Raw genomic sequence first — 26,017 nt, forward strand, 5'->3', positions numbered from 1 at the left:
CGGGAGACAGCCCCATAGTGGACTGCTGCACCCAGGTCTCTCTTCCAACGCGCACCCCTCGGTGGGACCTTGTCGCTCCGCAGGAACCACAATCCTGCCTGCTGCCGTCCCGTCTGCCGTCGTCCCACACCTTGGTGGAGCGGGCTTGCCTTGGACGACGGCAGACGGGACGGCAGTTCCCTCGATCAGCCATCAATGACCGTTGCCCGCCGGCTGGACCGTGGCCATCCAGGAGTCGGAGCGCCCCCGCCGGAGGCATCGTTTCCCTAGCCTGACTGCTGGCCGGTGCGGCTCTCTGCTGCGTGCCCTTGGGCCTATCCAGCGGGCGCGCAGCCGCCCAGCCGCGCCAGCGCGGGGCGAAGACAGGAGCGCGGGCGCGAGCGGGGCGAGCGGCGCGCCCGCGGGAGCGTCAGCGACCGCGGGTGCCTTGAATCAAGTAGCGAAACTCATCACCATCTGGCCTGGCCAACGGAGTTGCCCCACACGCTTTCGAGTGGCGGGGACCTTGATCCAGGGGCGTTCAAGCGGGTACTTGTGGCAGCTCAGAGGCGTCTGATGGACACCCACAACCTGAGCTGGACGCGGGTGAATGAGACCACAATTGAGACCGTTCGATGGTCAGTGCTGGCCTGCTCGACCGTACTGGCTGGGCCCTTTCGGCAGGCTGGATGGGCACGGCCGCGATCACGTGTGTCGTCCTGGTCTGCGACCAGAAGCGGCAGATCCCTGCTCCGCTTGCGGGCGGCGGTCCAGCCAGGCGCCAATGGCGAGCCGCACGGTGATTGCAACGAGGCTTGACCCGACGACAACCGGCCACGGACGGTGGGCGGCGATGCTGATCACGTCGATGACGAGCAGGATCGAGGTGATTCGGGCCGCTCGGCGGATGGTTCGCTGACGTTGCGCGGGTGTCATGGAGGACAACGTAGCTGTTCATAGGTTGTGGTGGACCCACGGGGGATCATGGGCGACGAAACCGTGATCGCCAGATTGGTGCGAACCTACCCAAGCCAAGAGAATCCTGACGTTGGTCCGGCTTGGACGGCGGGGTTGTCCCCGCTGTCCCCTAAGAACTGCGCAGGTCAACACACATACGGGGACAGGGGGACAGCGGGGACACACTTTCGTCCCCGCACCGGTGCTTCCTATCCCTCTGCCCTGTCTCGCCGGTAGCCACCCTGACCCCGAGTCCGTAGTGCATGTGGGCAACTACGGTGCCCTCAGAGAGGGCCCACCTCTCGGTCTTGTCCATGCAGTCCATGTTCCCTGAACGCCTGACACTGCCGCAGCTAAGCTGTTGGTGACCTGCGTCGATCGGCACGACGACCCCTAAGTGCCGGTCCGTTGTGGAGGGGGCCAGCCGGGTTCGAGCCGGGCCAGGTGGGGCAAAGCGGGATGGATCAACAGGACTCAGGATCTAGCCTCGTCCCCGCCAAGGCGTGGTGAGCTACCGCTCCCGCAGGTGTTGCAACCCTGACAGTTCCAAGCACGCCGGGCATGCGAAACCGTCGTCGTAGAACTGGACAGTGATCACCATTGCGAGAGGTTTGCCGCAGAGGCTGTGAGTCGAGGCCGGACGGCACGCGTGGCGTGGGCCGCTCGGGATGACGCCACCTATCGGCGGCACGTCTCGGCCTGTGGCCGTCCAACCGCTCGGGTACGTCTCGTGCTTGTCCACAGCGGGAGGATAGTCCCCCTTCTACCACGAGCCCCGCCTGCTCCCATCCCGTCTGCCGTCGATGGGTCGCGATCATGCCCTTCCAGCGGACGCGCGTCCGGTGTGCCGCGCCGCAGGGTGCGAGGACAGAGCGAGGCGCGAGCGCGCCGGGCGCCTTGAAATCAAGTAGCGAAACTCATCACCATCTGGCCTGGCCGACGGAGTTGCCCCCACCACGCACGCCTTCGAGTGGCTGGGATCTACGATCGGAGCGATCCACGCGCTTCTTACAGCTGGCCAGACCGTGGTGGACCGCCTCTGCGGACCACGGATGGTCCGGGTGTCGAGGTGGTCGGTCCGAGCGCGAGTTCGGTGTCCGCCTGCACTTGCAGAGTGTCGGGGTGCCGGGGGCTACAGGCGTTCGTAGTCGGCCAGGACTTGTTCGCGCTGTGCTCGTCACCTATTGATGTGACGGGTGTCGATGCGCGGGACGCAGGCCTTGCCTCAGACCGGGCGAGTTATCAAAATCCGGCGGACAGTATGAATGCCATCACCAGCGCATCCAATCTAGTCTATCTCTGTTGAATTCCGGGGCGGGCCGTCTGACTCTTCTGCGGAATCAACTGGCCTATTAGAAGCATGCCTGCCGGCAGCCGAGGACAGGAATAGTGCCGCTGCTCCGCTGACGGAGACGGAGAATGCACTCGCTACCGCCCACTGATCCGCCGCGTCAACTAGAAATTTACGAACGACGAGAAATGCTAGTACAGTTGACGCCATGAAAGTCAACACGATGATCAGGGCCGCTGAAAACCAATGCAGCCCCGAGCTAGTTGATGCCGCACTCTCGTCCTGCTCCACTTTTGGGAGATGTGCGAGTAGGATCAACGCTTCCGCGGGGGAGTTCAATCTTCTCGATTGTGCATCGAAATATGATTGCTGATTTTGGGACAGATTGGCAATAGTAGTTACCCCATCCTGTTTTACGACGACGGTTGATCCAAGCTGAATCACCGCATTCGAAGTATCTGCAACTGCATCGAGAACGCGACGTATTTCTGCACGACTAGACGGCCCTTCCCTTCTTGCATCCTTACCCTTGGATGTGCGAGCCCGGGGCAGCGAATTCCTTGCGCGGTCAAATGCCCAAGCGGCAGCCGCAGAAGTGGCGGTGAATGCTCCGGTAATCAAGGCAATTGTGGCAGCGTTATCGTTCATCTGCCAGCCGCCAGTCCTATGCAAAAAGCACTCGTTATTGTTGCAAATGCAAACGATACTAGAGAAATCGTCGCAATGTCTCCATTTGGCGTTGGTGATTCTGGGCTAAAAATTGCATAAGCGGCAGAGTTTGCCAAGCATGAAAGCCCACAGATGGCCCCACAGACTATTCTGAAAATTTTCCCCTTTGCCGGAAAGTCTGCAGCGGCCACCTCTCCCACTGCCCCGGTGGCGATTACGGCTGAGATGACGAACAGCTCGCCATTACCAATGATGCTCTTGTACTCAACCCCGTCAAGTTTAATGAGATCCTTAAGCATGTCAATTCCAAGAGGCATCCAAGAAAAGACGACTCCAAAAAGTCCCCACATTGCCAATCTCAATAAAATTGCGGGCTTGCGTGATGCCGCTTTAGCAAGTTTCTCATCATTGATATTGTCACCCATAAGGACGACTGCGTCGCCTACGTGGCGACCGTCCTCGTGAGATTCAAGGTCGACAGTGCCTTGATCCTTAGGAATGGTGTCCTGCATGCGCGCAGGAAACGGCGTCTCATTTGCTTCAGGCAATGCCGCCCTCCTATCCGCTGCTAAACCTCCAGCGGCCGCGGTGCCCGACCACAGGGGTTTTCTCGATGCATCTTCCCGCACGCCGCTGCCGAACGCAGCCGCTTTGAGGAACCTGCGGCTCGATCCTCCGAGGAAGATCGCTCACTTGGCCTGACGGCCACTCACAGCAGAGCGCTCGCGGGGAGGTAATTTGGCTTGTTGATGCCAGCTGGCTGCGTGCGGGGTCTCCAGAATTGCTCCCTCAGGATGCCTAGGGGCTGCATGACCTCCAGGGGTCTGCATGCTCGGGACACCAGCGAAAGTAACTCTGATCGAGGTTCCTGGTAGTGGATGCGCGTCCACGCCGCGGGTCCCATCCGCTCCAGGTGCGCGTGTTGCAGCGGTTGCACAGCGGTGCACGTACGAACCCGTGAGCATGGCAGTGATCCCACACGCTGGCCCGTACGCTCATGCAGCTAGCGCACATGAACTGGGTGGCCGCCGGCCAGCCCCGTCGGCCAGCGCGCTCGACTCGATACTTCGTTCTCGTCAGCTCGCCGTTGTAGATGACGGCATCCTGGTCGCTGCCCCTCGGGCCGTATACGACACCAGTGCGGATGAACTCACTGCGGTCGGCTACGACTGCGTCTCCAACAACCTCGAACCAGTTTTCTGCTGACTGGCCATGATGCGCCCCCAGGCACGAACAGTCGCAGTCGGCCCCTAGCGCCTCCAAGCACGCCGTGGTGCATCGGGACAGCTTCGACATATCACGCCAAACCACCACGTATCCGTACCGGTCGATCGCCGCTGCGATCAAGCGCACCAGGCAGTTCCGCGGGAGGTGCCACCGGCCGTCTTCGAGCCGAGGGGACCGAATGGACACAGTCTCGTGCAGCCACCCGCGAATCCCAGTCTGAGGTGGAAACTTGGCAATGACCTGACCATTGAGGGGCAGCCACACCTCCGGTACGGGACCTACCCCTGGTTGGACGACCACGCTGGCCGCGACTATTCGAACGGGTAAGCCGTCTGCCATCCCTCCACGATGCCAGTTGGAACGGCAGCCGAGAAGGACGCCTGTGTACGTCACCCTCCAGCGGCCATCGTTAACTGGGCGGCAGGTGCCGGGGTGGTGGCGGCACTGAGAGCAGAGGCCGTGCATCTTAGATGCCCAGCGTGGCTGTCGGCGGCACGGAGGGGTGTATTCCAGATACACTCGAACCTATGTTCGATACCTTTCCGGCTCCTGATCGCACGCTGCACCAGCCAGTGCCACCGACCTGGCCCCTTCTGCTCACGTGGGCCGAACCACCAGGCGCCGGTGACCTCTGCTCGACCCGTCGCCGCGACGTGCTGGTGGCGATGCGAGACGGCACTTGGGAGGAAGCGGTGGTCTGGGCCTGGAGCTGGCCCCAGGGCGGACGCCCGATCTGGAAATGCCAGGTCGAGGCCGGCGGGCACGTTGCCTGGTACACCTACGACGACCGACTGATCCGACCGCTCGACACCGGCAACCCCTCATGACCGGAGGCCACCGGCTGTTCGGGGACAAGGGGACACAGGGGGCACATGTCCCTGTCCCCGCTGTCCCCAAGAACCATGCAGGTCAACAGGTATACAGGGACAGGGGGACAGGGGGGACACGCCCGTGTCCCCCCTGTCCCCACACGTGAACGCGCAGCCTGCAGGCTAGCCAAGATCAGCAATGGGCGAGACTGAGTTCGGTCGCACAGCAGGTAGAGCATTGAACTCCTACCGCTACGCTTGTCCCCGTCGGGAGAGGCCAAGCGCAAGGCGATATAGGTCCGGTACGCGATATCTTCTTACATCGTCTTGAGTTCCTTCATGGATTGCCAATAGGCCAACCTCCATCGCCAAGTCAATTCGGCTTAGCGCAGAGACATCTGTGATTTCCTCAGTGTCGATTGGCGTGCGGCGCAATGTCCGCAGGGCTTCCACAAGGCTATCAAGTTCAGGGAACTCCTCCTGCAGCGCCTGCAATGCCCATTCGCTGATCTTGTCCAAGCTAGGCACAAGTGCCCTCGGACGCATAATGCTCCGGTCGTAACTGCTGCGCGCTTCTTCCCGCTTCTCCCACTGAACGGATTCATTAAAGAGCTGAGATAGCGACCTCGGGCCGTGATCGCCCTGACTGTCTGCAAGGCGATTCCAAACCCAATTGCGGGTAAAGGCGGTTTTCCCACCTTTCATTCGCTCGCCGACGAGAATATTCCAGGCTCGCCGTACTTCCTCATCCCCCCATTCGTCAACGTTGGGCGCCATACGTACTTCCGTCAACATTTGGCGATAGGCCTCGCTCCTAGCCGCCTGCTTCAAAACTGTCTTGAAGTAGTCATTTTGATCGCGCCACATTAGCTGCACAGACCGCCCATAGAGGTGGCTCTTATTCTCGAATCGCAGATCCTGCCAAATATCGAATCGCAGCATGACCTTGAAAGGCAGAGATGGGATGTTTCCTTCCATCTCCATCACGAATGTCATCAAGCCGGAAACAGCTCGCGTCCGCCGCCTTCTGCTCTCCGCATCATTGCCAAAGCCCGTGTCGAGCCCGTCAAACAGGAGCAAGTGCTTGCGCTTAGCGCTCTCGTTTAGGTCGCGAAGCCAGCGAGCTGCCAAGATAGCTGCCATCGGCTGCCTAATCATATGTAGGATCAGGTCGAGGGTTGACAGTTCATCATATACGGACTCCAGCATCTCGATCGAAATGCCAAATCGCTCCGGAGGCGCGGCGCGCTGCTCCTCGGGAAGTGCAAAATAGGCCGCAAGGGCGCTATAGCAAGGCCAGAAAATCGCCCAAACTGGCCTTTCTCCGAACGACTCCTCAACGCTCGCCAATGCAGCATTGCCGAGACTCCATTTGAGCTGCCCTCTGAAGGCTTGGGGAGAGAAAACTGGTACTGGATTTTCACCTTCCGCGTGCTTCTCCATTAGCCAGCGGAACACTGCTGTTTTCCCGGTTCCCTTCCTGCCAACCACAAGTGGGAACTTTGCATCCATTGCCTGTTGCGCCACGCGCGTGTGGACAAAGTCGGACAGTAGGCTTTCTTGATTTTCTGCAGTTCCCGTTGAGAAATCAAGCTGCTCCAGAACTGCTCTCTTATTCAGTCGACCGGACTGCGTCAGCATTGAAGCCTGAGGCAGTAGCAGCTCCATCCAATCAGCGACAGGCTGATATGCGCCCTGGCCTTCTGAATGAGCGGGCACCTTGTCGCGAAACGCGGTTTCAGGTGAATATCCGATTGTATGGGTGATCTCGTCTGCCCGAAGCACATCGTAGCCTTCAGCCCGACGGCTCTGCGCAGTACTAATCCACTCATCGACCCAGCCAACAGCTCGGTTCCGCACAGACTCTGCCGAGGGGCCAGGAGGGACGGGAGACACAAGAAACCTAGGTTCGGGCGTCAGCGGCAAGCCGGCTGTGGACCGTCTCGATTTGGCCGACAAGAGGGACTTCACCAGAAGTTCGGTACCCCTCTGCGCCTGAGGATGCGGGTAGAAGCAGATTACTGCCAAATCGGAAACGTCGAACAGCAATGGTGCGGCTACCGGGGAGATGCCAGTCCGAGAGTCCAGAAGGATCAACTCAGGGGAAAGCGAGGAGGATTTCGCCAGATCAAGAAGTTGATGCAGAGGATTCTGGGCTTCACGATACCAAATCTCAGGGTCAAGCAATCGCAGTCGCTCCGCGTAATCGCTGCCAAGTCGACCCGCTGGCATGCAATAAAGCTCCTGCCCCTCGCTTACGCGCTGAACGTGGTCCCGGATTTCAACATCTTCACCTCGCTCAAGCGAGAGCAGAAGCGGCAAAACGCCTTGGTCTTCACCCGGTTCCGGGGACCCCAAGACAGACGATAGACCAGGGGCCTCTAGATCCATGTCGACGCAGAGGATTCTCCGACCGCGCTCCGCCAGAATTCTTGCAGCTGAGGCAAGCGCCGTGGTCCTCCCAACGCCACCTTTCAATGAGTAGAAGGTAATGATGGCGGGCAGAGAGATATCTTGATCGAGATCCGTCGCGAAGGTCAACCTATCTCTAGCGTCTGGGCTAGAAAGAACCTCTGGCCATAGGGGTAGCTGGTCAACGCTTTCATTGAATGGCTGCCCGTACCACCCTTCCTCGCCCGGAGAGATCAGCTCCGCGCTAGAAATCTGATCCGCGATCCCATCGAGAAGAAGCTCCCGGCGCATTGCTTCGGGCAGATAGTCGAGTTCTTCATGCACAACTCGGACTACATAACTCCCAAATCCGTCCGGAGCAACATAGATTCGTGCATCGGGAATTCCGGCAGCCTCAAGGTTTTCAACGATCTTACGGCGAATTCCCTCCGACTGTTCATTACCGCCGTTCATCGTCGCCCTCCTCTATTCCCGGGTCGTGCATGTCGGATTCTAGTTGTTACCATTGCCGCAAGATCGCGAGCGCCTTCAAGAAGGTCTTCCGGTGAGCAATCATTGGGGAGCTCAGCGCTATATCTAAGACTAGTGGTCCACGTGTCCAGAAAGGCGCGCTTATGGCCAGCCAGGTCTTGGCTACGCAGTCCAGCTGCATTCCAAAGACCTCGCAAATTATGCCCCTCGGACCCAGATTTCGGATAACTTCGCCACTCTTTTGCAGTAAGGTCTTCAGCTTACACTCGATGACATAACCAACTAGATATACCGCGCCGCACAAGTGCCCGTGGTCCTGCAGTAGCTTCGCCTCCCGTTGTCGAGCGCGTGCCGCATCTTCCAGTTCCAGCAAGTCAATGCCCCCTAGCGTGATCTAGGCAGTCTAGCCGTCCTAGCTTGTGCTCAGGGTGAGATTCATACTCACCGCTTCGGGTGTCGGCTTGATCGAATCTCCGCCTGGCTAGCATGTGACTCCCGACGAAACGACCTACCATCATGCTTTGTCGCAAGGACCAAAGATGAGGGTTGCCACGTCGTAGGGGCCCGGATTCCGAGGTCCGGTCATCACTCGCGAAGCGACCCCTTACTGCGACGATCTGAACCCTTGCGCTGAGTAGTGGCAAGTCGGACGGAGCAGGACCCGGACACTTCGTCCGGGTCCTGCTCGGTTCTATCCACAAACCTGGGTGGACCACGGTCGAGAGCGCAACTTCACCGTCCTGGCCACCTGAGTCCTCGGTACCGTGTGATACGCCCCTACGAAGCTGGAGGCAAGACTAATGCGCGGCTTGAGCGACCACATGAGCATTGGCGAGCGGATCGCGTTCTACCGCAAGCGTCGCGGCTACACACAGGAAGTGCTGGCCGGCCTGGTAGGTCGGAGCACGGACTGGCTGGCCAAGGCGGAGTCTGGGCGTCGTCAGCCGCCAAGGATCGACATGCTCGCGGAACTCGCGCGCACTCTGCGGGTGCCCCTCGGTGACCTCGTAGGCCAACCCGTTCTCCTGGAGGACGAGAAGGAGCAGGACGACGTCCCCGCCGTTCGGGATGCCCTTATGAGCCCGCGTAGGCTCTCGCGGCTGCTCTTCGGGCCCAACATCGAAGCGCAACTCCCCACCCCGGCCCCGGTGGCGACGATGGTGGAGCAGCGCTGGGGCGACTACCAGTCCGGACGGCTTGGCACGGTCATCGCCGCACTGCCTGGGCTGCTCCAGACTGCTCAGGAACTGGAAGACCGGGCAGCCCGGTCGGGTGACGCTGAACGCCAGGACTGCTGGGCTGTCTCCGCCCGCACACACCACCTCGCGGCGACGACGCTGGCAAAGATCGGAGAGTCGGACATCTCATGGCTCGCTGCCGAGCGAGCCATGAGGGCGGCTGACGAATCTGGTGACCCGCTCGTGCTCGCGTCCGCGGCCCGGTCTGGTACCCACGCCCTGCTGGCCAACGGCCGATACGACGACGCCATGGAGTTGGGTGACATGACCGCGGCCTGGCTCTCCGTCCGGGTCGAGGAATCGAATCCCGCTGCGTTGAGCCTGCTGGGCATGGTGCACCTACGGGCTGCCATTGCAGCAGCGCGGCGTCAGGATCGGGGTACGGCGACAAGCCTGCTGGATCGTGCCGAAGCTCTCGCCGACGACCTGGGGTCGGACGAGAACTACTGGCAGACCAGCTTCGGACCGACGAATGTGATCCTCCACCGGCTCTCTGCTGAGCTGGATCTCGACAACGTGTCGTACGTGGTGGCGCACGGAGAAGTGAACGTGGACCACATGGCACCGGAGCGCGGGGTATCTCACCGGATCGACCATGCGCGGGCACTGTCCCTTGTCGGCCGTGGTGACGACGCGTTCACGGAGTTGGCGAGGGCGGAACGGACTGCACCGCAGTTGGTGCGGAACAATCCCCGGGTACGGGAAACGCTGCGTGACCTGATCAAGCATGCTCCAGTGACGGGAGGTGCCCGGTCGTCGGAGCTGTTCATCATGGCCCAACGATGCAAGGCGGTGCAGTGAGTACGCAGACACGCGGAGTGCTCGGAGTGGTCGGTTCGGCAGCCGGGGGATTGGAGAGCCTCCGCACTGGACTGGTGGAGCCAGCGCTTGCTCTCGGCTGGCAGGTGGCGGTGACCCTGACCCCGACCGCAGGACGCTGGCTGCGGGAAAACGGTGAGTTCCAACGGCTGGAGACTGTCACCGGGCTGTCTGTGCGTGATGAACCACGGCTTCCGACGGAGGCACGGCCGCATCCGCCGGCCGACTGCTACATCCTTGCACCAGCGAGTGCGAATACCGTCGCCAAGCTGGCTCTTGGGATTTCCGACAATCAAGCCCTGACGCAGATCGGCGAAGCGCTCGGCACTCTCGGAGTCCCGGTTGTGGTCTTTCCTCGCGTCAACGCTGCTCATGCTCGCCACCCTGCTTGGAACGGGCACCTCTCGGCCTTGCGTGAAGCGAAGGTTCGACTGGTCTACGGGGCGGACGTCTGGCCTCTCTATGAACCCCGAGAAGCTGCACCCGGGCGGGACCTTCCGTGGGCTGAGGTGCTAGCAGCAATCGCGGACGACACAGCTTCATGACTATTCGTCAACTGCCCTGACCTGCAACGACGAAGGACCCGGACAGATTGTCCGGGTCCTTCGTCGTTGGTACTTCGATGCTGGTAGGCATGACGGAGACCATTGACCACTGCGGCGCCAAGGACGGCCTTACTCCAGTCGAATACGCACTGGTCCTGGCCAGCCTCCGGCAGCTGCGTGGTGAAGCTGAGCAGTTGGTTCAGCGTGCCGACCGGCTCACTGGGGAGGGTTCGCCCCTCCGTCATCAGCCAGTTGCTCCAACCGCTCCAAGCGAGTGCTCAGCTCTTGGAGCGTCTGATGAATCGCGCTGAGCTCATGGGACAGTGCGGCGAAAGCCGGACTGCCACCCTCCTCCTGGCCCAGCGGGTTCGCCGGATCGCGAACGAAGGTGCCGCGTCCCTGCTGGGACACGATGACACCCTCATCGCGCAGCTGGCGATAGGCATTCTGTGCGGTCATCAGAGTCACGCCGTGCTGGTGGGCGAGGTCGCGTCCCGTGGGCAGTTGGTCGCCCGGCCTGAGCTTGCCCTGGGCAATGTCGTCACGGATCTTCGCGGCGATGTCCTTGTAGGTCGGGCGCGGCGTTTCTGGGCTCAACTCCATGTGCAGAGCGTAGCCCTTCTAGGTCATTTGCAGCTTCTTCGCCCAAGCGGTTGACAGTGCCGATTGACATAGGTAACTTCCTCCATGTGAGCAGATTGACATAGGTCAATCAAGATCACTGCACGTCAGAGACGCCCCGAGGCTCCTACACCAGGGAGTGCGAAGGAAGCGGTTGCTCTTTGAGAATGCTGTCCGCCACCGGCCCCTACCAGGGTCGACCGGCAGCGGATCGGGCCCTTGGTCCCGGTCCCATACGGCCTGCGCCTCCATTGAAAAGGCGTGCACGGCACGGCCCTTGGCCGCGCTGGTGGCGGACCGTCCCCGGCATGCCGGCGGACGGCCGCCGCCCCCTCTGCTGCTTGTTTCCTACTGCTTCGCGTGATCTGGAGTGATCCGCTGTGAGGGACTACATCGGCCCGTACCGGGCCTCTACTACCGGGGACTTCCTCGAACTGGCGCTGGGCACCGTGCCCGAACTGTGGCTGGGGGAACCGGGCGAGAACGACCAGGAGCGCGCGGCGCGCATCGCCGCGGCCCGCGACATCATCGCCGACGACCCCGAGATCCTGGACCGCCTGAACGCCCTGGCCGCCGACGCGGCATCCGGCCTGCTCAATGCCCTCGCCCCACCCGCCAGCCGTTCGCGCAGCGCGGCAGGGCGGAGGGCGGCGTGATGACCGTCCGCTACTACACGCCCGTCATGGGCCGTTCCGCGTCGCCGTCAACGCCGTTCGGCGGCACGGCGTTGACCTTGGAAGTCCCGCCAGAGACCAACCTGGCCGGTGCGCTGTGCCGTCTGGTGAACCCGGACGTGTTCTTCCCCGACTCCGGCGACACCGACGGCGAGCTGACCGCCAAGCGGATCTGTGGCGCCTGTCCGGTGCGGATGCCCTGCCTGAACCTGGCCATCACCCGCGCAGAGCCGGAAGGCATCTACGGCGGGCTGACCGCGATGGAGCGCGACGCGCTGACCGGTCGCACCAACGGCTGCGGCACCCCGGCCGGGTACAAGCGGCACCTGCGCTGGGGCGAACGTCCCTGCCGCTACTGCGTCACCGCCCACAGCGCCGCCACGGTGGCCAACCAGCGCGCCCGCCGCGCTGCTCAAGCGGCCTAACCGCGCACCTTTCCCTGTCCCTCTTGTGCGAGAGGAGGCCCGGCCATGGGCCTGTACGACCGGATCATGCGCACCACCGAGGACCCGATGAACGCCAAGAAGGTCGCCACCGCCGCATCGGCCGCCTCACATACGGCGCTGGAGCACGGTCACCCGAACCTGGCCGTCGCCGCTGCCGCGACCGGCGCCCTGTTCGCCGCCGTGGACACCGTGATGCACCAGCCTGCCGCCGCCCCCGGCACCTACGCCACCTTCGACACCGACCAGCCCACCAAGTCCCGCCTGGGGCGGCGATGACTACGCCCACCCCGACCGACCAGTGCGAGCCGCTCTGTGTGGACTTCGCCGACTGGTGGAACTTCAACGACGGCCGTCCCAAGCCGATGCGGAAGACAGAGCTGATCCGGCAGCAGTCCCGGATGGATATCGCGGTGCACGAGGCCGCGCACGCCGTGGTCGGCCTGGCCTACGGGATGAGCCTGGAGTACACCGGCGTCCTGGAGCAGGAGGACGGCGACCAGTGGAACATGACCGGTCGGACCCGCTGGGGCAACTGCTCGGTTCCGTGTCTGCGCTACGCCGTAATGGCCGCGGCCGGCCTGCGCGCTGAGGTGCGATACCTGGCCGGGCAGGGCCTTCCCCCTGCCGCGGCACTGGGGGGCACCAGCGATGACCGCCAGGTCGCGTTCGCGGACCTGGCGCACTCCAACTTCCCGCTGCGCCAGACCGGAGAGCCGGGGCACGCGATGACCTGGCCCGAGGTCGAGGACGCCGCCGACCACGCGATCGGCCTGCTGTGGCAGCAGATCAACACGGTCGCCACCGCGATGTACGCGGCCCCGGACGGGCTGCTGACCGGTGACCAGGTCGCCGCCCTGACCCTGTTCCCCAACCCGCCCGCCCTGCCCGAACCCGAGGAAGGAGAGGAGCTGTGAAGCTGCTCCCGAAGATCCTGCTGGTCGTCGGCCTGGTGGCCGTGACCGCGATGGCGTTCCGGGTCTCCTGGAACGCGCTGCGCGATGTGGCCCGCGCGATCGGCGCCGACCACACCGCCGCCGTGCTGTACCCGATCGTGGTGGACGGACTGATGGCCCTGGCCCTGGTCGCCACCCTGGTCCTGACCGGCCAGGCCCGAAGCTTCGCGCTGCGAGTGCTGGCCGCCTACGTCACCGCGTCCCTGGTCCTGAACTACGACCACGGCCTGGTGGCCGCGATCCAGTCGGGCGACCGGGTCCGCCTGGCCGACTGGGCACCGGCGAACTGGGCCCTGATGCTGCTGGCCACCTCTCTGCCGGTCGGCTCGATCTACTTCGGCTCCGACCTGGTCGCCAAAGTGCTCCACCACCAGCCGAACCAGACTGAAAGCGGATCAACAGTGCCAGACCAGTCGATACCTGACCTGCCCGCACCCGCACCGGCCGAAGCCCAGGAATCGGTCTACCTGCCCTCCGCCGACTCCACCCCGGCACCGCTCGCACCCGACTCGGACACCGAGACCGACCCCGGGCAGGCGACCGTACCCGACCCGACTGCCCCCGCACCGGAGCCGGTGCGGCGGCCCCGACCGGCCACCGGCACGGTGCCCGACGCCGCCCGCACCCGCACCCCGACCCGCACCCCCGCCGAACTGCTCGCCGAAGCCCGACGGGTGACCGCCGACTGGCCGGACGACCGCCTGTCGGGCGAGCAGATCCGCAAGGCCCTGCACACCTCTTCGGCCAAGGGCCGGTCCCTGCGCGACCAGCTCCAGCGCGAACGCGCCGACCACCGCCCCGGCCTGCACGTGGTCGGCGACCCCGACACCGGCACGCAGAACCTGCCGCAGGGCGAGGCGCCCGCCGCCACCGCCCACTGACCCGCGAAGGAGCAACCACCGTGTACAGCGACACCAACGAGCGGCTGTACAGCCAGGTCGCCGCCAGGACGGCACTGCTCGCCCTGGCCAGCAACGTCACCGGGCTCCCGGCGGCGAACGTCGATGTCAACCCTGACCACGACGGCGTCCGACTGGACATCCACATCCACAACAACCCCGACGGGTTCGAGTGGTGGCGCGAAGCCCTCGCCCTGGACCCGGCCGACGCGAGGTTTCGAACGCACTCCGACTTCTGCACGGTCCAGATCGACGGCACGGCCGGCACGGTCACCCTCTCGCTGGTCGGCTACCTGCCGCTCCCCGTCGACGTCCCGGTTCTGTCCGCCGCCTGACCCACTTCGTGATCACTGCACCGAAGGGAAGCCCGCCGTGTACACCAGCATCAACCTGCACCCCTCCGAGTTCGGCGTCATCAGCGTCCTGGCCGACAGCAACGGCCCATACCTGGCCGTGAACTGCGGCGACGTGACGATCCACATCATGCTGCCGCTCACCGACACGCCCGCTGGAGCGCTGCCGTTCGCCCGCGCCCTGCATGCCGCCACCGGCGAGTTCCTGGCCGCCGCCGAACAGCACGCCATCGCCCACCTGGACCCCGAGACCGGCCCCGACCCGATGGCCGCCTAGCTCTGCCGCCGGGGCACGTCACCGCCTGCTAGCAAACGCCGTGCCCCGGCACCCCCATCCCTCGCAACATCCCGCAGGAGCCTTGAGAGAAGGAACCCCAAGTGAACCAGCCGATAGACAACGGCGGCGACGGTGAACGCGAGCTATTCGCGCGCCTGGAGGCCGACCTCACAGGCCTCGACGGCGGGGAGGTGCTGGACCTGGCCAAGGCCCGTACCGGCCGCGGCGGCGAGACTCCGTGGCTGATCGACGCACTCGACAGCACTGGGTCGCCCGAGGGCAGTTCGGTCTACCGCACCGCGCCCGACCAGGACCAGGACGACGAAGAGGGCGAGGGCGACGGCGCTGCGGCGCCTGCGCGGCCGGCGGACCCGCCGGACCTGCCCAAGCCCGGGATCACCCTGGAGCGCCGGAACCCGATCGTCCCGGAGTGGCTGCGCAGCAAGCCCGCGTTTGTGGCCACCGCGCAGCACACCGCGTCCCGATGGGGTTACACCGCGGCGTTCCACTCGATCCGCACCCCGTACTACGGCATACGGCTGGCGGGCACGGCCCCGGTGGGTGCGGTGCGGTTCCTGAAGGCGACCGGTGACTGGGTGTGGGACCGGGACATGGCCCCGCTGCGCGCCGCCGCCGTGAAGTCGGAGGATGCGGGCGAGTACATGATGCTGACCCGGGCCCGGGACCGACATGTGCGCTGGCGCACTCTGGTCTGGCTGACCGCGACGGTGTTCGGCCTGGTCCTGGCCCTGTCCATGTACGTGCTGGCCCCCGGCTACCTGCTCGCCCTCGCTGGCGCCACCGTCCTGGCGCTGGGGTGGGCCGGTCAGCGTCCGGACAAGCCGGTGATCGGACCTGCGGTGGTGCGCACCGAGTTGGAGAAGCTGACCACCTCGATCGTGCTGCGGGCGCTGGGTTCGATCGGCAACGCCGCGATCAACAAGGCCCTGGCCAAGGGCGGGGAGGGGATCAAGTTCACGTCCGAGATCACCCGCGACGGCCCCGGTTACCGCGCTGAGCTGGACCTTCCCTACGGAGTGACTCCTGACGACGTGATGGAGTCCCGCAAGGCCCTCGCCTCGGGTCTGCGGCGCAAGCTGGGCTGCGTATGGCCCGCCCCCAACCCCGACTCGCATGAGGGCGCTTTGGTGCTGTGGGTGGGCGACCGGCCGATGAACGAGACCAAGAAGCCCGCATGGCCGCTGCTGAAGGCCGGCCAGGTCAACCTGTTCGAGCCGGTGGTGTTCGGCAACGACCAGCGCATGGCCCCCATCAGCGTCACCCTGATGTTCGCCTCCGTGGTCGTCGGCTCGATCCCGCGCATGGGCAAGACGTTCCTGATGCGGCTGCTGCTGCTGATCGGCGCCCTGGACCCCCGGGCGGAGCTGTACGCGTTCGAGTTCAAGGGCACCGGCGACTTCGGCCCCTTGGAGCCGGTCTGCCACCGCTACCGCTCCGGCGAGGAGGACGAGGACATCAAGTACGTCCGCGACTCCCTGCTGGAACTCAAGGCCGAGCTGACGCGCCGCGCCAAGGTCATCAAGACCCTGCCGCGCGCGATCTGCCCCGAGAACAAGGTCACCAACCAGCTCGCCAACGACAGGGCCCTGGGGCTGCACCCGATCATGGTCGCGCTGGACGAGTGCCAGAAGGCGTTCGAGCACCCCGAGTTCGGCGGGGAGATCGAGCTGATCTGCGAGGACATCACAAAGCGCGGCCCGGCGCTGGGCATCATCGGGATGTTCGGCACCCAGCGCCCGGACGCCAAGTCCCTGCCCACCGGCATCAGCGCCAACGCCGTCCTGCGGTTCTGCCTGAAGGTCATGGGCCAGCCCGCCAACGACATGGTGCTGGGCACCTCGATGTACAAGGCCGGCTACCGGGCCACCATGTTCTCCCGCTCCGACCGCGGCATCGCCTGGATGGTCGGCGAGGGCGACGACCCGCGCATCGTCTGCTCCGCCTTCCTGGACGCCGTGGCCTGCGACACCGTCGTGGTCCGCGCCCGCACCACCCGCGAGCAGTACGGCAACATCACCGGCCACGCCCTGGGCCTGGCTCCCAAGACCGACGCCGGACCCACCCATGACCTGCTCGCCGACATCCTGTCTGTGGTGCCGGTGGATGAGGAGAAGGTCTGGAACGAGAAGGTCGCCGTGCGCCTGGCCGACCTGCGCCCCGAGGTCTACGGCGGGTGGAAGGGCGAGACGGTGACCGCCAACCTCAAGCCCTTCGGCATCACCGTCCAGGACGTGTGGGGCACCCCGACCGGCGGCGGCAAGGGCACCACCCGCCGCGGCATCGCCCGCGCCGACATCACCACCGCGCACACGGAGCGTAAGCGAAGCGAGTCCGGGGGCTGAGCGTCACCGGTGCTAGACCTAGCAGCCGCCGCTGCTAGGTCTAGCACCCCTCCTAGCACCCCAAAACGGTCTTGATCAGGGATCTAGTACCTAGCATCCCACCTGCGAAAACCCCCGGAAAGCCCCGTTCGAGCCCCTGGGAGACCCCCGTGCTCGCTGCTATCGCCTGCCTGCTCATAGTCACGCTGTGTTACGCCGCTCTGTGTGCCGGATCGCCGTTCGGCCGCTGCCGCAAGTGCCACGGCTTCGGCTTCGCCACCACCACCGACCGCAAAGGCCGCCCCCGGCGCGGCAAGGACTGCCGCCGCTGCAAGGCCACCGGTTACCGCATCCGCATCGGACGCCACCTCTACAACCTCGCCGCTGCCCTGCACCGCGACGGCACCAACTAACCCGGGAGACCCCCGCCATGGCCGTCAACCTGTCCGCAGTCCTCCTCTTCGGCGCCGCCCTGGCCTTCCTGCTGCGCGCCAAAACCCTCAGCGCCGGGGCCGCGCTGGTTGCCCTGCTGTTCGGCTTCTACCTCGCCCGCACCGGTGTCGCACCCCTGCTGTCCAGCGCCGTCAGCTCCGTGTTCACCGCCCTGTCCCACATCCACTGACCCGCACTGACCAGCCGTCAGGAGTCCTGCTGTGAACCCCGTCCCCGACCCGAACACCCCGATCACCGTCCTGTACGACGCCGACGGCCACCCCCACTACGCCACCACCGTCCCCACCACCGCCGGACCCCTGGTCCGCTACCAGCCCGCCCCGGTTCAGCCCGTGGTCTACCAGCCCAGCCCGCTGTCCACCGCCAGCCCCGGCGCGCAGCCCGGCGGCTACAGCATCGGCCGGGACCCGGTGGCGGGGCGGCTGCTGGCCGGCGGCATCGGCCTGGGAGCGGCCGGGGTCGGCATCGGGTTCTTTCTCCAGGCCCTGGCCGCTGCCACCACCGCCCTCGCCGCCCTGGCCGCAGTCCTCGTCCTGGTCTACGTCCTGATCCACTCCGGTGGCGGCAGCAGCCGAAGCGGCGCCGTCAACATCCGCATCTCCAACCGCAACCGCTGACCCGACCGGCCTGCCCCTTCGGCCGTGCCACCCGAACCACCACCCCACCCGGGGTGGCGGGTGGTGCGGGGACCGGCAGACCCTCACCCGCCGCTCTCGCCCTCGTACCACGGCACCTGACCTGTTCCACCCCTTGATGTCCTGGGAGGACACCGTGTCCGTCGGAGAAACCACCATCACGATCGTCGGGAACCTGACCGAGGACCCCGAGATCCGCTTCACCCCCGCCGGGGTCGCCATGGCCCGCTTCACCGTCGCCTCCACCCCCCGCACCTACGACAAGACCACCAACCAGTGGACCGACGGCACCGGGATGTTCCTGCGCTGCACCGCCTGGCGCGAACTGGCTGAGCACGCCGCCGACTCCCTGACCAAGGGCACCCGCGTCGTGCTGGCCGGGCGGCTGCGCCAGCACAACTGGAAGAACGAGCAGGGCGAGAACCGCTCCATGCTCCAGGTCGAGGTCGACGAGATCGGCCCGTCCCTGCGTTGGGCCACCGCCAAGGTCACCAAAGCCCAGCGAAACGGCACTGGCAACGGCTTCGGCGGTGCCCCGCAGGACGACCCGTGGAACACCAGCACCCCTGCCAAGGCACCGGCCCCGGCCGTGGCCGGTACGGGGTTCAGCGACGAACCGCCGTTCTAGCAGCTCCTGTTGGTCCCGCGGCGGCCGGCTGCCTTGCCGGGATGACCGGCCGTCGCGGACCCCAGTCCCGACCACTCGAATCGGCTGGAGGAATCCAGATTGCCCCGCATCCTGCTGCCCGCGCAGCACCTTCCGGTGTACGCCGCCGCCCTGCCCCTGGCGGGCTGGGCCGTGCACACCGGCGTACTGACCGCGCGCCTGAACCGCGCGCGCCGCGACCCCCTGACCGGTCTGCTCACCCGCGACGGGTTCACCGCCGCCGCCACCCGCACCCTGGCGCACCGCAACGGCCTGCTGGTCTTCATCGACCTGGACCGCTTCAAGCACGTCAACGACCAGCACGGGCACCAGGCCGGGGACGCCGTGCTGACCCGGACCGCCGCCTACCTCACCGCCTGGGCCGGTCCGCGCGGGGTCGTCGGACGCTTCGGCGGAGACGAGTTCACCCTCGCCATCGTCCAGAGCCCCGAGCGCATCCCCGCCCGCTTGGACGCCCTCACCGCCGCCCTGACCGCCCCTGCCTGGCAGGGCATCGCCCTGGACTGCTCCGCCTCGGTCGGCGCCGTGCGCACCGCCGACCTGCCGCTGCCCTCGCTGCCCGCCGCCCTGCGCGCGGCCGACGCGGCGATGTACCACGCCAAGGGCTACACCGACCACCACGGCGGCTGGGTCCTGGCCGGACCCGAGCACCTGCACCCCGACGCCCCGCACCGCCACCGCCGCACCCGCGACGCCGTCGCCGAAGGAGTCTGACCATGCCCGCCGAACCCCTGAACAGCACCGGAGCACCGGACCCGTGGCAGACCATCAGCGCACTGGTGGCGTGGCTGGACGTCCACAACGGCAGCGGCCAGCAGGAGACCGCGCTGCGGCTGCTGAAGGTCACCGAGGAAGCCGGGGAGGCTGCTGCCGCCTACATCGGCGCCACCGGTCAGAACCCCCGCAAGGGCACCACCCACACCGCGGCCGACGTCGCCGACGAACTGTGCGACGTGATCGTGTCCGCCATGGTCGCGTTGCACTCCTTCACCGACCGGCCCGCGCAGCGCTTCACCGCCAAGGTGCACGCCATTGCCGACCGTGCCGCCGCCCTGCCCTGGTGCAGCTGCGACGCCATCGGCGAGGGCCCGTGCCCGCTCCACCCCGACCCCGACAACCCGGCCACCAGCACCGCCGCCGTGGTTGACCAGATCCTTGCCGCCTCCCGCGCCCGCCGCAGCGGGGGCGCGTCGTGAGCGCCCCGACCTCGGGTCACCTGTTGTGCGGGGCCGGTGGGGACTCCAAGGGCTTCGCCAACGCCGGGTTCCACGTGGCCGTGGGCGCGAACCACTGGGACCGGGCGATCGAGACCCACGCGGCGAACTTCCCCGACGCGGAGCACCTGTGCGTGGACCTGGACCACTACGACATGCGCAAACTCCCGCGCACGGACGTCCTGGTGGGGTCGCCGATCTGCTACGAGGGCAGCCCCGCCGACGGCGTCGCCCGCCCCAAGGCACCCCCCACCCCGGGTCAGTTGGACCTGCTGGAGCAGGGCCCCATCGCCCACGCCGCGTGGGAGCGCACCCGGGCGACCGCGTACGACATCCTGCGCGCGGCCGAGGTGCACGACTACCGGGCGATCGTGTGCGAGAACGTGGTGCGCTTCGCCACCGCCTGGCCGCTGTTCCCCTGGTGGCTGACCGGCTTCGAGCAGTTGGGCTACCGCCACCAGATCGTGTCCGCCAACGCCGCCCACGTCGGCGACCCCGACAACCACCCCGCCAGCCAGTGGCGGGACCGGATCTTCATCGTCTTCACCAAACTCGCCCTCACCGCTCCGGACCTGCGGCTGTCGCCACGCGCCTGGTGCCCCACCTGCCAGGTGGACGTGGACGCCGTGCAGGCGTGGCGCAACGGGCGGAAGATCGGCAAGTACCGGCAGCAGTACGACTACCGCTGCCCCAACAGCGCCTGCCGCCACCAGGTGATCGAGCCCTACGTCAGCCCGGCCGCCGCCGTCATCGACTGGACCGACCCCGGCATCCGCATCGGCGACCGCCCCACCCTAGGCATGCGCCCCCTGGCCGCCAACACGGTCAAGAAGATCCGGCTGGGGCTGGACCGCTACCGCACCCCGACCGTGGTCACCGTCAACCACGACGACCGGGGCGGCGACGGCCGCGCTTTCCCCGCCACCAGCGCACCGCTGCCCACCCGCACACTGCGGATCGGCGACGGGGTGGCGGTGCCGCCGCTGCTGGTTCCGACCGGGGGGAGCTGGAACGACACGGCCAGTCCGGTGACGGTGCCGATGCGCACCCGCACCACCCGCGAGAGCGAGGGCGTGCTGGTACCCGGGGCGTTCATCACCGAGCACCGCGGCGGCGGCTCCACCACGCGTGCGATCGCCGACCCCCTGGCCACCATCACCGCCGGCGGCAACCATCACGGCCTGGTGATCCCCTACCGCAGGGGCAAGCCGACAACCACCGCCGACCCGCTGCACACCATCGCCACCCACGAGAGCGCCGCCCTCGCGGGGGCCGGTGCGGACCTGGCGGCGCTGGAGCTGGAGGAGTGCCGGTTCCGGATGCTGTCCCCGCGCGAGCACCTGCGCGCCCAGCGCTTCACCGACGACTACATCGTCAAGGGCAACGTCGGCGAACAGACCGCCCAAGCCGGAAACGCCGTCCCGTGCAACGTCGCCCAGTGGATCGCCAGCAAACTCCTGGAGGTGCTGTGAGCATCCCCGGACCCGTCGGCGAACTCCCCCTGTGGGAAGCCGTCATGAACACCGCCGCCTACACCTGCCAGTGCACCGGCCAGTGCGGACGCTCCCACACCAAGACCGGCAAGCGCTGCGACCGCGAACACGGAGCCCTGGCCGCTGTCCACGGCGGACGCATCCTCCTGCTCGCCGCACCCGCCGATCCCGCCGCCATGACCCAGCCCGTGCACCGCCTGGTCACCCTGTCCGCGTCGGCGCTTGCGGCGTGGTGCCCGGCCTGTCACGACGGCGCCCGCAGCCGCGCCGCCAAGCAGCAACGCGCCACCACCCCGCCACCACCCGACACCGACGCCCTGTTCGCGCTCTGACGCCCGGGAAGGAGCACAAGCCGATGAGCCTGAACACCTTCCCCGCGCACACCCTGCACTGCGACGTGTGCGGCCTGGAGCTGACCGACCCCAACGACCTGCCGTGGTGGTTCGCCGACTTCGCCGACCTCCGCCTGATGGCGCTGTGGGCGGGGTGGATCGTCACCGCCGACCAGTTCGCCATCTGCCCCCTGGCCGACCACGCCCACCGCGACGCCGTGACCGCCCTGCTGCCCCCCGAGCCCGTATTCGAGGTCCCCGGACAGCTCAGCTTCGACACCGGCCCCGACACCCCCGAGACGGCCGCCTGAGGGTTCCTCGGCACCACCTCTGTGCACGGCCGGGCGGGCGAGACCCCGACTCCGCCCGCCCGGCCGTACCAACCGGAACCACCGCACGAACGGAGCACCCCATGCCCAATCCGCTCGTCACCGCCCTGCGCCTGGCCCGCACCTTCGGCCTGCCGGTGATCCCGCTGCGAGCCGGCAAACTCCCCGTCGGCAACTGCCCGGCCTGCGCCGGAAGCGCCTGCGGCGGACGCCCCCACATGAAAGCCCCCGGGCCGTGCACCTGCCCCGCCCCCTGCCACGGCTGGGCCGCCGCCACCACCGACCTCGCCGTGCTGACCAGCCCCGCATGGGCCCCGGCCTGGCGCGAGGCCGCCGCCGTGGCCTACCACCCCGCCGGAGCCGGACTGACCGTCCTGGACCTGGACTCCCTCCGAGCCGTCAACTGGGCACGAGCCGTCCTGCCGCCGACCCGCACCGTGACCACCCCGCGCGGCCAGCACTGGATCTACCAGGGCGTCACCCGCTCCGCCAACAACGTCCGCTCCGAGGTGGACATCAAATCCCATGGCGCCTACGCCCGCTGGCTCGGACCCGGCACCGGAACCCTCGCCCCACTGCCTGCACAGGTGCGCGACCTGGCCCGGGACGAAGAGACCACCCCCAGCCCCCGACAGGGCGCGGTGGCCTCTTCAACTCCAGCAGCATGGAGCCGGACCGAGGACAGCGGCTGCCGCCACACCGAGCGCTACCTGAGCACCGGACTGGAACGCGGCCTGGCCAAGATCCGCGCCTGCACCCAGTCCGGTGCCGCATCCCAGACCTACGGCGTCGCCCGCTTCCTCGCCGCCCAGCACACCCACTGCCCCGGCCCCTGCGACCTGGCCACCCTCGCCGACCAACTCACCGACGCCGCAACCGCCGTCGGCGTCCCCCGCCCCTACGCACAGCGCGCCGTCACCAACGGCCTGGCCGCCGGACTGGGACACCCCGCATGACCACCCCGCCGCACCCCGAACCCCCCGACCCCTGGCCCGAGATCCCACCACCCGAACCGGACGACGCCAGCCCCGTGGTGTCGCCCCTGCGCATCGTCGCCCCCGTCGACCCGGACAGTCCTGCGGTCGGGTTCCGGTCGCTGTGGACCGCCGACCAGCTCATGAACACCGTCTTCCCTGAACCCCGATGGGCCGTCCCCGGGATCCTGTGCGAGGGCGTGACCCTGCTCACCGGACCGCCCAAGGTCGGCAAGTCGTGGATGTCCCTGGACCTGGGACTGACCGTAGCCGCCGGCACACGCGCCTTCGGCAGCATCCCCACCAGGCCCGGACCCGTGCTCTACCTGGCGCTGGAGGACACCCCGCGCCGGCTCCAGGACCGCATGGAGAAACTGCTGACCGGACGCCGGGCCCCGGCCGCGCTGGAGCTGGAGACCAACTGTCCGCCGCTGCCTCAGGGCGGCGTCCACTGCATCGCTGCCTGGCTGACCGAGCACCCCGACGCCCGCATGGTCGTCATCGACGTCTTCGCCAAAGTCCGTGGCCAGGCCGCTCCCGGCGCTTCCGCCTATGACGCCGACTACGCCGCGGTCACCCGCGTCAAACAACTCGCCGACCACTTCGGCGTGGCCATCGTCCTGGTCCACCACGTCCGCAAGATGGGCTCCGACGATTTCCTCGCCGAAGTCTCCGGCACCAACGGCCTGGCCGGCGCCGCCGACACCACCATCGTCCTCAAACGCGCACGCGGCACCGCCGACGGCGTCCTGTACATCACCGGCCGCGACGTGGACGAAGCCGAACACGCCCTGGCCTTCGAATCCGAGACCGGGCACTGGCGGCTGCTCGCCGGACCCGTCTCGGAGCACACCGCCCCGGACACCCGCGCGACCATCCTGCGCCACGTCCGAACCCACCCCGGCGCCACACCCAAGGCCACCGCTGAGGCCACCGGCCTGGACTACGGCCTGACTAAACGCACCTGCGCCCGCATGGCCAAGGACGGCCAACTCACCGCCCGCACTGGCGGCGCCTACACCGTCCCCCCGCCACCCCCGGACAGGGGGGACACCCCCTAACTGTCCCCCCTGTCCCCCTGTCCCCCAACCGCCCTTCACCAGCGCAGACGTTGGGGGACAGCCGGGGACAGGTACCGATCCGCTGTCCCTGAGAGGGAGACAAACCCGATGGCAACGCCTTCGATCAACCGACCGTCCCTGTCGGCCGTGTCCTTCCCCGATCGCCGCGTCGCCGGTCGACGCCGGTCGGACGCACATGACCTGCTGCACAGCGGCTGGTACACCACCGAGCAGGTCGCCGACCTGATCGGGGTGGACGCCTCCACCTTGCGCCGCTGGCGGACGACGACACCGTTGCAGGGACCGCCGTTCGTCCAGCTGTCGCCCCGAGTGACGGAATACAGCGTGCCGGACGTAGAGCGCTGGCTGCGGTCCAGGCGCGTGACTCCTGAGGAGACCAGCTGATGGCGAGCCCGATACTGCCTCCCATGGGGGTGAAGCTGTCCGAGGACACTGAGATCCGTCCAGGACGCCCCAGGCCCTACCGGGCCCGGGTCCGCTGGGTGGACCCGGTCAGTGGGGAGCGCAAGACCAAGTCCGAGTCCTTCGCGGATGAGGAGAAGGCCGAGGACTGGTTCAAGGCCATGCGCCGCGCTGCCCGCGGCGGGGTGGACCCGACCACGGCCACCATGACCCTGGCGGAGTACGGGGAGTCGGTGATGTCGCTCGCCGTGCGCGGACTGGAGATCAAGACGCTCGATCCGTACATGGCGGGGTGGAAGCTGCGCGTCGTGCCCTCGCTCGGTCACATTCCCGTCCGTCTGATCACCAACGGCGCTGCGGATCGTGCGGTGCACGGTTGGATCGCAGATGAGTGCGGGAAGTCAACGATCGCCAACAGCATCGCCATCATGGTCCGGGTCATGGACCAGGCGGTGCGTGACGGGTTGGTGGACCTGAACCCCTGCCGCGTCACGGGGTGGAAGAGTGAGTTCAAACTCGCTGAGGACGAATTGGACGACCCCCGGTCCCTCGCCCTGCCGGACTGGGACGCCCTGGAGGCCCTGGCCAACGCTCTGGTGGACCGGTCGTACGACCACTTCGCCGGCTGGGGCAAGGTGGTCCGCTTCGCGGCCTGCACCGCTACCAGGATCGGGGAGGTCTCCGGTGTCCGCGTCAAGGACATCGACACCGAGACCTGGACGTGGGACCTGTGCCGCCAGACCACGCCGGGTCCCAACGGGCTCATCAACAAGGGGACGAAGGGCAAGCGCCGCCGGAAGGTCCCGATCATCGAGGACATTCGGGACATGGTGCGGGAACGGCTGGAGGTCATCGGCGACGGTAAGCCGATGGCGCGGCTGTTCACCGGGCCGCGGGGCGGCCCGATCTCGACTGCGGTCCTCCGGCACGCCACGCACTGGGATGAGGTGGTTGCCAAGCTCGGCTACGAGCAGCTGCGGCGCCATGACCTCCGCCACACCGGGCTGACGTGGATGGCGGACGCGGGCGTCCCGATCCACGTCTTGCAGCAGATCGCCGGACACGCCGAGATCACCACGACGCAGCGTTACCTACACCCCAGCCTGCGTTCCGTATCGGACGCCGGGCAGTCGCTCAGCGCCCACATTCTGGCCTCTCGGTCCCCAAATGGTCCCCACGGCCTGAAGGGGCCGATCACGGTCTGACTCACCCCCACAACGAGAAGGCCCTCTGACCTGGAGTCAAGCTCCGGGCCGGAGGGCCTTCGTACTGTGCGCTCAGCAGGATTCGAACCTGCAACCTCTTGATCCGTAGTCAAGTGCTCTATCCGTTGAGCTATGAGCGCCTTGCTTGGCTTCTGGGCGTTTTCTGTCCGCCCCGCTGCCTTGCGAGAACTACATTACACGAGGCCCGGCCCCGGGTGAAATCGAGTTACTGGGGGGCCTGACCTGGGG

The 26,017-nt window shown here is 66.7% G+C and carries 30 protein-coding genes and 1 tRNA gene; 24 read left to right on the top strand and 7 right to left on the bottom strand.

The features are described 5' to 3' along the window. Positions 1-684: 684 nt before the first annotated feature. From TR46_RS41795 to TR46_RS45465, 4 genes are all read right to left on the bottom strand, one after another. A complete protein-coding gene (locus tag TR46_RS41795; RefSeq protein WP_152626856.1) occupies positions 685-915 on the bottom strand; it encodes a hypothetical protein in 231 nt (76 codons plus the stop codon). A 1,309-nt stretch (positions 916-2,224) separates the two neighbouring features. Then, positions 2,225-2,875, bottom strand: a complete 651-nt coding sequence (locus tag TR46_RS41800; RefSeq protein ID WP_152626857.1) for a hypothetical protein — start codon at positions 2,873-2,875, stop codon at positions 2,225-2,227. Next, complete coding sequence (locus tag TR46_RS41805; RefSeq protein ID WP_152626858.1) at positions 2,872-3,408, bottom strand: hypothetical protein; 537 nt, start codon at positions 3,406-3,408, stop codon at positions 2,872-2,874. The genes TR46_RS41800 and TR46_RS41805 overlap by 4 nt, the downstream gene beginning before the upstream one ends. A gap of 286 nt (positions 3,409-3,694) precedes the next feature. Then, a complete protein-coding gene (locus TR46_RS45465) occupies positions 3,695-4,588 on the bottom strand; it encodes an endonuclease domain-containing protein (protein WP_369406027.1) in 894 nt (297 codons plus the stop codon). Between the two features lie 62 nt (positions 4,589-4,650). Here TR46_RS45465 and TR46_RS41810 point away from each other — a divergent pair, with 62 nt between their 5' ends. After that, positions 4,651-4,950 carry a hypothetical protein gene (locus TR46_RS41810; protein WP_152626859.1) on the top strand — a complete coding sequence of 100 codons (300 nt, stop codon included), beginning with the start codon at positions 4,651-4,653 and terminating at the stop codon, positions 4,948-4,950. 234 nt (positions 4,951-5,184) lie between these two features. Here TR46_RS41810 and TR46_RS38980 read toward each other — a convergent pair whose 3' ends face one another. Continuing rightward, positions 5,185-7,797 carry a tyrosine-protein kinase family protein gene (locus TR46_RS38980; protein WP_042410228.1) on the bottom strand — a complete coding sequence of 871 codons (2,613 nt, stop codon included), beginning with the start codon at positions 7,795-7,797 and terminating at the stop codon, positions 5,185-5,187. A gap of 818 nt (positions 7,798-8,615) precedes the next feature. Here TR46_RS38980 and TR46_RS34520 point away from each other — a divergent pair. After that, on the top strand, positions 8,616-9,854 hold the full coding sequence (locus TR46_RS34520; protein ID WP_042410230.1) for a helix-turn-helix domain-containing protein: 1,239 nt from the start codon (positions 8,616-8,618) through the stop codon (positions 9,852-9,854). Beyond that, positions 9,836-10,417 (top strand): flavoprotein, encoded by a 582-nt coding sequence (locus TR46_RS40375; RefSeq protein WP_174505187.1) that lies wholly within the window; start codon positions 9,836-9,838, stop codon positions 10,415-10,417. Before TR46_RS34520 ends, TR46_RS40375 begins: the two co-directional genes overlap by 19 nt. Positions 10,418-10,633: 216 nt before the next feature. Here TR46_RS40375 and TR46_RS34525 read toward each other — a convergent pair whose 3' ends face one another. Continuing rightward, positions 10,634-11,020 carry a GntR family transcriptional regulator gene (locus tag TR46_RS34525; RefSeq protein ID WP_042410233.1) on the bottom strand — a complete coding sequence of 129 codons (387 nt, stop codon included), beginning with the start codon at positions 11,018-11,020 and terminating at the stop codon, positions 10,634-10,636. Positions 11,021-11,418: 398 nt separating this feature from the next. On the opposite strand from TR46_RS34525, the gene TR46_RS34530 reads away from it, so the two are divergent. The 21 genes from TR46_RS34530 (at position 11,419) to TR46_RS34630 (ending at position 25,768) form a co-directional block, all read left to right on the top strand. Beyond that, the gene (locus TR46_RS34530) at positions 11,419-11,694 is read left to right on the top strand and encodes a hypothetical protein (RefSeq protein ID WP_042410234.1); all 276 of its coding nucleotides are present in this window, start codon (positions 11,419-11,421) and stop codon (positions 11,692-11,694) included. Continuing rightward, the gene (locus tag TR46_RS38605) at positions 11,694-12,137 is read left to right on the top strand and encodes a WhiB family transcriptional regulator (RefSeq protein ID WP_052433364.1); all 444 of its coding nucleotides are present in this window, start codon (positions 11,694-11,696) and stop codon (positions 12,135-12,137) included. Before TR46_RS34530 ends, TR46_RS38605 begins: the two co-directional genes overlap by 1 nt. Positions 12,138-12,182: 45 nt before the next feature. Further along, on the top strand, positions 12,183-12,434 hold the full coding sequence (locus TR46_RS34540) for a hypothetical protein (protein ID WP_042410236.1): 252 nt from the start codon (positions 12,183-12,185) through the stop codon (positions 12,432-12,434). Then, entirely contained in the window at positions 12,431-13,072 is a 642-nt protein-coding gene (locus TR46_RS34545; RefSeq protein WP_152626861.1) for a hypothetical protein, read from the top strand. Before TR46_RS34540 ends, TR46_RS34545 begins: the two co-directional genes overlap by 4 nt. Next, positions 13,069-13,992, top strand: coding sequence for a DUF2637 domain-containing protein (locus TR46_RS34550; protein ID WP_152626862.1), 924 nt, complete (start codon positions 13,069-13,071; stop codon positions 13,990-13,992). The genes TR46_RS34545 and TR46_RS34550 overlap by 4 nt, the downstream gene beginning before the upstream one ends. A 20-nt stretch (positions 13,993-14,012) precedes the next feature. Further along, positions 14,013-14,345 (top strand): hypothetical protein, encoded by a 333-nt coding sequence (locus TR46_RS34555; protein WP_042410244.1) that lies wholly within the window; start codon positions 14,013-14,015, stop codon positions 14,343-14,345. A 37-nt stretch (positions 14,346-14,382) separates the two neighbouring features. Then, the gene (locus TR46_RS34560; RefSeq protein ID WP_042410246.1) at positions 14,383-14,640 is read left to right on the top strand and encodes a hypothetical protein; all 258 of its coding nucleotides are present in this window, start codon (positions 14,383-14,385) and stop codon (positions 14,638-14,640) included. A gap of 101 nt (positions 14,641-14,741) precedes the next feature. Beyond that, positions 14,742-17,003, top strand: coding sequence for a cell division protein FtsK (locus TR46_RS34565; protein ID WP_236655653.1), 2,262 nt, complete (start codon positions 14,742-14,744; stop codon positions 17,001-17,003). 149 nt (positions 17,004-17,152) lie between these two features. Beyond that, positions 17,153-17,395: a hypothetical protein gene (locus TR46_RS34570; RefSeq protein ID WP_042410249.1), complete on the top strand. Its 243-nt coding sequence runs from the start codon at positions 17,153-17,155 to the stop codon at positions 17,393-17,395. Between the two features lie 17 nt (positions 17,396-17,412). Beyond that, positions 17,413-17,604 (top strand): hypothetical protein, encoded by a 192-nt coding sequence (locus TR46_RS34575; protein ID WP_042410252.1) that lies wholly within the window; start codon positions 17,413-17,415, stop codon positions 17,602-17,604. A 31-nt stretch (positions 17,605-17,635) separates the two neighbouring features. Beyond that, on the top strand, positions 17,636-18,052 hold the full coding sequence (locus tag TR46_RS34580) for a hypothetical protein (protein ID WP_042410254.1): 417 nt from the start codon (positions 17,636-17,638) through the stop codon (positions 18,050-18,052). Positions 18,053-18,206: 154 nt separating this feature from the next. After that, complete coding sequence (locus TR46_RS34585; protein WP_201776473.1) at positions 18,207-18,698, top strand: single-stranded DNA-binding protein; 492 nt, start codon at positions 18,207-18,209, stop codon at positions 18,696-18,698. 99 nt (positions 18,699-18,797) lie between these two features. Next, entirely contained in the window at positions 18,798-19,451 is a 654-nt protein-coding gene (locus TR46_RS34590) for a GGDEF domain-containing protein (RefSeq protein WP_063770736.1), read from the top strand. A gap of 2 nt (positions 19,452-19,453) precedes the next feature. After that, positions 19,454-19,933, top strand: coding sequence for a MazG-like family protein (locus tag TR46_RS45470; RefSeq protein WP_063770737.1), 480 nt, complete (start codon positions 19,454-19,456; stop codon positions 19,931-19,933). After that, positions 19,930-21,423, top strand: coding sequence for a DNA cytosine methyltransferase (locus TR46_RS34600; protein ID WP_236655654.1), 1,494 nt, complete (start codon positions 19,930-19,932; stop codon positions 21,421-21,423). The genes TR46_RS45470 and TR46_RS34600 overlap by 4 nt, the downstream gene beginning before the upstream one ends. After that, a complete protein-coding gene (locus tag TR46_RS34605; RefSeq protein WP_052433365.1) occupies positions 21,420-21,776 on the top strand; it encodes a hypothetical protein in 357 nt (118 codons plus the stop codon). The genes TR46_RS34600 and TR46_RS34605 overlap by 4 nt, the downstream gene beginning before the upstream one ends. 23 nt (positions 21,777-21,799) lie before the next feature. Further along, positions 21,800-22,087: a hypothetical protein gene (locus TR46_RS34610; protein WP_042410257.1), complete on the top strand. Its 288-nt coding sequence runs from the start codon at positions 21,800-21,802 to the stop codon at positions 22,085-22,087. Between the two features lie 101 nt (positions 22,088-22,188). Then, positions 22,189-23,061, top strand: coding sequence for a bifunctional DNA primase/polymerase (locus TR46_RS34615; protein ID WP_042410261.1), 873 nt, complete (start codon positions 22,189-22,191; stop codon positions 23,059-23,061). After that, complete coding sequence (locus TR46_RS34620) at positions 23,058-24,140, top strand: AAA family ATPase (protein WP_152626863.1); 1,083 nt, start codon at positions 23,058-23,060, stop codon at positions 24,138-24,140. Before TR46_RS34615 ends, TR46_RS34620 begins: the two co-directional genes overlap by 4 nt. A 108-nt stretch (positions 24,141-24,248) precedes the next feature. Continuing rightward, positions 24,249-24,545 (top strand): helix-turn-helix transcriptional regulator, encoded by a 297-nt coding sequence (locus TR46_RS34625; protein ID WP_236655655.1) that lies wholly within the window; start codon positions 24,249-24,251, stop codon positions 24,543-24,545. After that, entirely contained in the window at positions 24,545-25,768 is a 1,224-nt protein-coding gene (locus TR46_RS34630; protein ID WP_042410264.1) for a tyrosine-type recombinase/integrase, read from the top strand. The genes TR46_RS34625 and TR46_RS34630 overlap by 1 nt, the downstream gene beginning before the upstream one ends. A 67-nt stretch (positions 25,769-25,835) precedes the next feature. Here TR46_RS34630 and TR46_RS34635 read toward each other — a convergent pair. Next, a tRNA-Arg gene (locus TR46_RS34635) sits at positions 25,836-25,908 on the bottom strand. Between the last annotated feature and the right edge of the window lie 109 nt (positions 25,909-26,017).

Source organism: Streptacidiphilus carbonis, from assembly GCF_000787775.1.
Lineage (GTDB): Bacteria > Actinomycetota > Actinomycetes > Streptomycetales > Streptomycetaceae > Streptacidiphilus > Streptacidiphilus carbonis.

Coding starts and splice junctions, on each gene's coding strand:
- TR46_RS38605 (WP_052433364.1), top strand. CDS start 11,694: ATGACCGTCCGCTACTACACGCCCGTCATGGGCCGTTCCGCGTCGCCG.
- TR46_RS41800 (WP_152626857.1), bottom strand. CDS start 2,875: ATGAACGATAACGCTGCCACAATTGCCTTGATTACCGGAGCATTCACC.
- TR46_RS34540 (WP_042410236.1), top strand. CDS start 12,183: ATGGGCCTGTACGACCGGATCATGCGCACCACCGAGGACCCGATGAAC.
- TR46_RS34520 (WP_042410230.1), top strand. CDS start 8,616: ATGCGCGGCTTGAGCGACCACATGAGCATTGGCGAGCGGATCGCGTTC.
- TR46_RS45465 (WP_369406027.1), bottom strand. CDS start 4,588: ATGCACGGCCTCTGCTCTCAGTGCCGCCACCACCCCGGCACCTGCCGC.
- TR46_RS34620 (WP_152626863.1), top strand. CDS start 23,058: ATGACCACCCCGCCGCACCCCGAACCCCCCGACCCCTGGCCCGAGATC.
- TR46_RS38980 (WP_042410228.1), bottom strand. CDS start 7,797: ATGAACGGCGGTAATGAACAGTCGGAGGGAATTCGCCGTAAGATCGTT.
- TR46_RS41810 (WP_152626859.1), top strand. CDS start 4,651: ATGTTCGATACCTTTCCGGCTCCTGATCGCACGCTGCACCAGCCAGTG.
- TR46_RS34625 (WP_236655655.1), top strand. CDS start 24,249: ATGGCAACGCCTTCGATCAACCGACCGTCCCTGTCGGCCGTGTCCTTC.
- TR46_RS34615 (WP_042410261.1), top strand. CDS start 22,189: ATGCCCAATCCGCTCGTCACCGCCCTGCGCCTGGCCCGCACCTTCGGC.
- TR46_RS45470 (WP_063770737.1), top strand. CDS start 19,454: ATGCCCGCCGAACCCCTGAACAGCACCGGAGCACCGGACCCGTGGCAG.
- TR46_RS34610 (WP_042410257.1), top strand. CDS start 21,800: ATGAGCCTGAACACCTTCCCCGCGCACACCCTGCACTGCGACGTGTGC.
- TR46_RS34630 (WP_042410264.1), top strand. CDS start 24,545: ATGGCGAGCCCGATACTGCCTCCCATGGGGGTGAAGCTGTCCGAGGAC.
- TR46_RS34575 (WP_042410252.1), top strand. CDS start 17,413: ATGGCCGTCAACCTGTCCGCAGTCCTCCTCTTCGGCGCCGCCCTGGCC.
- TR46_RS34525 (WP_042410233.1), bottom strand. CDS start 11,020: ATGGAGTTGAGCCCAGAAACGCCGCGCCCGACCTACAAGGACATCGCC.
- TR46_RS41805 (WP_152626858.1), bottom strand. CDS start 3,408: ATGCAGGACACCATTCCTAAGGATCAAGGCACTGTCGACCTTGAATCT.
- TR46_RS41795 (WP_152626856.1), bottom strand. CDS start 915: ATGACACCCGCGCAACGTCAGCGAACCATCCGCCGAGCGGCCCGAATC.
- TR46_RS34545 (WP_152626861.1), top strand. CDS start 12,431: ATGACTACGCCCACCCCGACCGACCAGTGCGAGCCGCTCTGTGTGGAC.
- TR46_RS40375 (WP_174505187.1), top strand. CDS start 9,836: ATGCAAGGCGGTGCAGTGAGTACGCAGACACGCGGAGTGCTCGGAGTG.